The organism is Streptomyces sp. CO7 (assembly GCF_053474865.1).
The window spans coordinates 216,110-221,143 of the sequence record NZ_JBRIOU010000001.1 but is presented as its reverse complement, the minus strand read 5'-3'; the positions used below and the strand labels follow the sequence as shown (position 1 = coordinate 221,143).

The 5,034-nt window shown below is 73.9% G+C and carries 4 protein-coding genes and 1 pseudogene; 2 read left to right on the top strand and 3 right to left on the bottom strand.

What is annotated here, in order from left to right:
* A partial coding sequence (locus tag ACOV8S_RS01025) for an ADP-ribosylglycohydrolase family protein (protein WP_448315381.1) occupies positions 1 to 691 on the top strand: 691 nt, incomplete at its 5' end.
* Between the two features lie 155 nt (positions 692 to 846).
* On the opposite strand, the gene ACOV8S_RS01020 is transcribed toward ACOV8S_RS01025, so the two are convergent.
* From ACOV8S_RS01020 to ACOV8S_RS01010, 3 genes are all read right to left on the bottom strand, one after another.
* Positions 847 to 1,056 (bottom strand): DUF397 domain-containing protein, encoded by a 210-nt coding sequence (locus ACOV8S_RS01020; protein ID WP_108951732.1) that lies wholly within the window; start codon positions 1,054 to 1,056, stop codon positions 847 to 849.
* Between the two features lie 254 nt (positions 1,057 to 1,310).
* Entirely contained in the window at positions 1,311 to 2,165 is an 855-nt protein-coding gene (locus ACOV8S_RS01015) for a helix-turn-helix domain-containing protein (protein ID WP_448315379.1), read from the bottom strand.
* A gap of 305 nt (positions 2,166 to 2,470) precedes the next feature.
* Positions 2,471 to 3,235, bottom strand: a complete 765-nt coding sequence (locus ACOV8S_RS01010) for a GOLPH3/VPS74 family protein (protein ID WP_448315377.1) — start codon at positions 3,233 to 3,235, stop codon at positions 2,471 to 2,473.
* A 213-nt stretch (positions 3,236 to 3,448) separates the two neighbouring features.
* Here ACOV8S_RS01010 and ACOV8S_RS01005 point away from each other — a divergent pair.
* A pseudogene (locus tag ACOV8S_RS01005) lies at positions 3,449 to 5,034 on the top strand (hypothetical protein); the annotation flags it as partial.

Genomic DNA, 5,034 nt, shown 5'->3' with positions numbered 1-5,034 from the left:
CCGCGACCCCCACGGCCCCACCCTGCTGGCGCTGCGCGCCGAGAGCATGGGCACGCCCGCCGAACCCAGGAACCCTCGTGAGCGCGGACCGCACGCGGCGGCCCGCTCCGCGGGGTTCGGCCTGCTGGTGGGCTGGGAGCCGCAGCTCGTCGCCCAGCTCGCCGTGGAGTGCGCCGCGCAGACGCACGGCCACCCCACGGCCTGCCTGGCGGCGGCCGCCTACGCGGTCACCGTGCACGGCCTGGCACGCGGGGAGGCGTTGCCGCAGGCCGTGCGGACGGCGATCGGGGCGGTCGAGCCGTGGCCCGGCCACCAGGAGGTCGTCAAGGCCTTGGAGGCCGCCCTGGCGGGCGCCGAGGAGCCGCCGCACCCGCTGGAGGCCGACGCGGGTGCGGACGAGGTCCTGGGAGCCGCCGTGCGCTGCGCGCTGGACGGGGAGGACGTGCGGCACGCCCTGTGCCTGGCGGTGAACCTCGGTGGTCCGGCGAGTGTCACCGGGGCACTGGCGGGAGGACTGCTGGGGGCGCTCCACGGGGAGACGGCACTGCCGCCGGCCTGGCTGGCCGAACTCGAGGGCCGCCCCACCCTGGTGGTGCTGGCCGACGACTTCGCGGTCGAGATGACCCAGGGGCCGGCCCTGCACGGGCCGTCCTACGCGTCCCCCGGCTGGCTGGCCCGCTACCCCCGCTGAACGGACGTCCGGCTGGACGGACGTCCCGCGGCACGTCCGGCCGACCGGTTCGGCATGGGCGAGCCCCCTCGGCCAGGACGGCGAGCCGGACGAGAGGGCCGTACAAGGTGGTGCCCAGGTGCCGGGCCGGTGCGGCCCGTTGTCGCGGCGGTCGGTCAGATCCCGCCGAACGCACCACGGTTGACCCCGGAGACGAACGCGCTCCAGGAACCCGCCGGGAAGGCGAGGGTCGGGCCTGCCGGAACCTTGGAGTCCCGCACCGCGAGCTCCTCGCGCACCGGGGACTTGACCTCCACGCACGCCCCGTTACCGGTCGAGTAGGAGGACTTGGTCCACGCGGGGGTGGCGCCCTGACGAATAGCCATTTTCTGCTCCGAGTTAACTGAGGGTGACGATGCGACTGATCTCCGCCAACTGGCTGTGACCGTTGGCGTGATCGACGCTACTCGCCGCCCCGCGTTTCGGAGGAGTCCATTCACTCGTGCGGATGGCATGTCCCAATAGCCCCTACCGCACCCGCAGTTGTGCGTGTACCGTTCCTCCTTTTGCCGCTGGCAAAGTCCAGCGGCAACGGATTCGAGGCTACGGCGTCACACAGCGTGAAGGTGTTTGCCGCGCCTCACGCGTAGGACTTCGCGATGTCCTCGATGAACTGCCGCGACTGCTCCACGTTCAGTGCCTGGGCCCGCAGGTGCTCGTACATCACGCTGTACTTCTGCACGTCGTTGGGCTTCTCCAGGTACAGGTCGCTGGTGACGCCCTCGATGTAGACCACGCTGGAGTCCGAGGCGTCGGGGAACTCGAGGATCGCGTACTGGCCGTTGAGCCCCGGGTGGGCGCCCAGGTCGAACGGGATCACCTGCACCGTCACGTGCGGCATCGACGACTGCTCGACCAGGTGCTCCAGCTGCTCGCGCATCACGGCCTGGTTCCCGACCATGCGGCGCAGGGCCGCCTCGTCGAGCACCGTCCACAGGCGCAGCGGGTTCTCGCGGGCGTTGATCCGCTGCTGCCGGCGCAGTCGCACCTGCACCCGCTTCTCGATGTCCGCGGCCGCCGTCTCCGGCAGTGCGCCGGTGATCAGCGACTCGGCGTACCGCCGGGTCTGCAGCAGCCCCGGCACCACCTGCGGGTCGTAGATGCGGAGGCTGGCGGCGTCGGTCTCCAGGCCGATGTAGACGCTGTAGGGGATGTCGCCGAAGGAATGCCACCAGCCCTGCTGGCGGGAGTCCTTGGCCATCTCCATCAGCGACTCGACCATCCGCTGGTCGTCGACCTCGTAGACCCCGCACAGGTCGCGGACGTCACGCTGGCTGATGGACCTGCGGCCGTTCTCCAGCCGGCTGATCTTCGACTGCGAGACCAGCAGCCGCTCCGCCACTTCCTCGGCGGTCATGCCCTTCTGCTCGCGGAGCCTGCGGAGCTCCTGGCCCAGGCGGCGGCGCCTGACGGTGGGGTTGACACTGGACGCCACGGACGGCACCTCCGGCTGCGTACCTCAACTTTGCGTATCTGCTGTTCAGCAGACTGCCACCTGGGTGTGGGCCGCCGCTGGGAAACGGCGCACAATCGCTGCCCCCGCGTGACGTCCTGGTCACCCGGCGTCCCTCCCGGGAGCGGATCCACGGCGATGGTTCACGCTTTCGGGTTCGGCTTGACGTGGTGAGTTGACGACTGGCCTGCAGGGGCCCGGCGACGGCCCCGGGGAACGGGTCATGCCCGGACGGGCGGCGGACCGGAAAGGTCCGCCGCCCGTCCAGGCATGTGCCCGTGCCGAGGTCAGCGTGCGACGGCCCGCATCATCGGACCCGGGTGCGGCTCGGCCGCCACACCGTGGGGCGGCTGCTGCGGAGCGGTCGCCCGCCCGTGCGCCGGGACCGGCGTGCGGGCGGCCGGCGCCTGGGCGCGGCGTGGTTGCGCCGCGGCGCCGTTCTGGACGTCCATGACCGCGTGCGCGACGAGGCCGCCCATCGGGTCGTGCCTGATCAGGTCCCGCAGCCGGGAACGGGCCGAGCGGCCCTCGTTGCCCGGGTACAGGTGCTTGCCGAGGCCGACCGCGTGGGCCAGCGCCGCGAGCGCGGCGGTGCGGGGGTCCGGTGGGACACCCGTCTTTATCGCCGTGTCCAGCCGGGCTCTGATCTCCCGGCTGATCGCCGTGTCCGTCGCCTGGTAGCGAGTCGTCGGCAGTACTCCGCACATCGGACCGGCGACGGCATGGACCATGCCGCACCGCTCCAGGTGCGCGAGGTACGTCTGGCGGAGCCCCAAACGGGGTCCGCCGATCCAGTGGACCGCGCGTACCGGGGCGCCGCGCCTGCGCAGCAACTCCAGTGCGTGGTCCAGAGTCGGATCTCCTGTCGGCCGTGGCATCACCACGGAGATACGATCCCCGTCCGGGGCTATCCGTCCGGCCATGGCCAGCTCGACGAGCTGTGCTCCGGCCAGACCCAGGTCGAGCGACTGCGGCTGTGCAGTGGTACCCGTGGCCGGGTCCAACGCCAGCAGCAGAAGCTCCTCCGGAAGTGTTCTGCGGCTCCTGCCCATCCATGCCTCCCCGCGTGGATGTACGACAGGGTGACCCCTCTCACACTCATCTGTCGAGAGTGCGAGTCCGCTATCGGATGGAACCGGCAGGTATGTCGTTCTCGTCCCTGCGGAAGGGCCGGGAGCGCTGACGCGAGACTGGAACCTGGTCCGGACGGTGGCCGCCGGAGTTCACGGTCGGCTGGTTGGGCAGGCGCACGGGGAGTGCGGCGTATGGAGGAGGCACAGGTGGCGGGCGAGTCCCCCGACAGGTCGAAGCAGCGAGAGTCCTCGGCGGGTATGACGCCGGGCCCGGGGGAACCGGTTGCGGAGACCGCCGCGGCGTCGGCGTCCGCCGACCCGCGTGCCGCCTTCGCCCGCACCGCGGTGGCCGACCCTCCCTCCGGGCGGGACGCGGACGGGGCCGAGGGCGGCGCGGACGAGGTGTCCGACGCGTCCGGTGCGGCCGACGGGGCCGATGGGTCCGGCCCCGCCGCGGGGGGCTCCGAGGCCTCGACGGCCGTGGACGGCCCTGAGGGCGCCCAGGAGGCCCCGGAGCGGCCGGAGGGTCCCCGGGCCGCCGGAACGGCTTCCGAGGCCCTCACGGAGGCGTCTGACGCAGACGCGTCAAATGTCGACGCCGACGGGAAGGACCCCGCGGACCGCGTGACCGCCCCCGAGGACGCGGACGGGACGCCCTCCGCCGAGGAGCCGGCGGCCGGGCCCACCGGCGACCCCGCGGTGCCGGCGGCCGGCGCGACGACGGGTGCGGACGAGGACGCGTCCGTCGACGACGGGGACGCCGAGGAGCCTTCCGACGCGGTCCCGGCCGGTGCGGCTGACGCCGGGGGCGAGCCGGGCGTGGACGGCGCCGAGGACTCCGACGGGCGGAACGTGCCTGCCTACGGCGCGGCGGCGGGCCTCGACGAGGACGCCCCGGTGGGGGACCTGGACGGCGACGAGCCGTCCGACGCGGTTCCGGCCGGTGCGGCTGACGCCGGGGACGAGCCGGTCGCGGACGGCGCCGAGGACCGCGACGGGCGGAACGTGCCTTCCTACGGCGCGGCGGCGGGCGTGAGCGAGGACGCTTCGGCCGCCGACCTGGGCGGGGAGCCGTCCGACGAGATCAGCGACGCGGTTCCGTCCGGCGCCCGTGACGCCGAGGACGAGCCGGGCGTGGACGCTGACGAGCCCGCGGACGAGGTCCGCGACGAGCCTGCGACCGCCAACGCCCACTCCGACATCGATGAGGACCGGGCCGGCGACGCGCCGGTGGCGGACGCCGTCGAGGACGCGCGGCCCGCCGACCGTGACGAGCGCGCGGCCGGTGCGGCGGCGGACGGGGAGGCGGACGAGGACGCCCCCGCGGACGCGACGGAGGGTGCCGACAGCGCGGCCGACGCCGACGACGCCGATGACACGGCCGACGTCGACGACGAGTCGCCCGACGACGTTGCCCAGGAGTGGTCCGGCGCGACCGCCGACGCCGCGGATGACGCCGACGAGCGTTCCGGCGCCGCAGCCGCAGCCGCAGCCGCGCCGTCCGGCGACCGTCAGGCCAAGGGCAAGGCCGAGCCCGAGGACGGGGCCGGTCCCGCGGACGCGGACACCCCCGACGCCCCCGACGCGGAGGACCGCTCCGAGCCGCGGCGTCCCGGGTGGGCGGCCGGACCGCTGCCCGCCGAGGAGAAGAGCGACGCGACCCGCACCCTCGGCAAGGTCGCGCCCCCGGAGGGCAGGCCGGACGCGAAGGGCAAGGGTTCCGGCAAGCCGGTGGACCAGCCCACCACCGCGATCCGTCTCGGCGGACGCCCCGCCGC